The sequence below is a fragment of the Hymenobacter crusticola genome (assembly GCF_002154225.1).
Lineage (GTDB): Bacteria > Bacteroidota > Bacteroidia > Cytophagales > Hymenobacteraceae > Hymenobacter > Hymenobacter crusticola.
Genome location: NZ_MTSE01000100.1, coordinates 1 through 1490 on the forward strand (window position 1 = coordinate 1; position 1490 = coordinate 1490).

Genomic DNA, 1490 nt, shown 5'->3' on the forward strand with positions numbered 1-1490 from the left:
CGCGCAGGTAAGCATCACGGTGAACACCGCTGCCAACCAAGCCCCAGTAGCGAATGCCGGTGCTAGCAAGAGCATCACCCTACCCACCAGCAGTGTGACCCTAGCTGGCAGCGGTACAGATGCCGACGGAACGATTGCCTCTTACGCTTGGAACCAGGTGAGCGGCCCCAACACGGCTACTTTCACTAACAAGACGGTCGCCCAACCCGTGGTAAGCGGCCTAGCCGCCGGCACGTATGTGTTCAGCTTGATCGTGACCGACAACCTAGGCCTAGCTAGCGCTGCGGCTCAAACGACGGTGACCGTCAATGCAGCGAGCAACAGCAACTTGCGTACGCCAGAAAACCCAGCCAATGCAGTAGCCGGCTTGGATTACAAGTACTACGAAGGCTATTGGAATGCGCTGCCGACTTTCAGTACGCTCACTCCTACTCGCACTGGCACCGTAACGACCCCAACCCTGACGGCTGCTTTGCGTGACAATGGCTATGCCTTCCAATACACAGGCTACGTAACAGTACCCACCGACGGCCAGTACACCTTCTATACGACCTCCGATGACGGCTCCAAGCTCTATATCGGCTCGACACAAGTGGTGAACAACGATGGTCTGCACGGAGATGTGGAACAAGCGGGTACGATCGGCTTGCAAGCCGGTACGCACGCCATCACCATCGCCTTCTTCGAAAACGACGGTGGCCAGAACCTGCAAGTAAACTACGCCGGACCTAGCCTCGCAAAGCAAGCTATTCCGGCTGCTGCCTATAAGCGCGTAGCCACCACTTCCAATCAAGCACCAGTTGCTAACGCAGGTGCTAACCAAACCCTAACCCTCCCCACGAACACGGCTACCCTGAATAGCACGGCTTCTACGGACGTGGATGGTACTATCAGCTCGTATAGCTGGACGCAGGTGAGCGGACCTAGCAATGCAAGCTTCAGCAGCACCACCGCCGCTTCCACAACTGTAAGCAATCTGGTTGCTGGCACGTATGTGTTCAGCTTGGTAGTTGCCGATAACCAAGGAGCTCTCAGCAACCCAGCGCAGGTTAGCATTACCGTAAACCAAAACGGAGCCCTGCGCACGCCGGAGAACCCCGCGAACACCGTGGCGGGGTTAAACTACAAGTACTACGAAGGCTTCTGGGATGCGGTGCCAAACTACAGCACGCTCACGCCGCTGAAAACGGGTACCACCACCGCCTTCGAGCTGACGGCGCAACAGCGGGACTACGCCTTTTCCATCCAGTTCACGGGTTACGTGACCGTGCCCACCGATGGGCAGTATACCTTCTACTCCAACTCCGACGATGGCTCCTTGCTCTACATCGGCTCGACGCTGCTCGTCAACAACGACGGCTCGCACGACAGCCGCGAGGTAAGCGGCACCATCGGCCTGAAAGCCGGTACCCACGCCTTCACTGTCTCCTACCTACAAGGCTACGGCAGCCAGAATCTGCAAGTGAGCTACGCTGGTCCGAACTTCGCCA

1 protein-coding gene is annotated in these 1490 nt (G+C 57.6%); it reads left to right on the forward strand.

Annotation, left to right across the window (positions count from 1 at the left end):
* The coding region (locus BXP70_RS30185) for a PA14 domain-containing protein (RefSeq protein ID WP_245849777.1) at positions 1 to 1490 on the forward strand (1490 nt) is incomplete at both ends.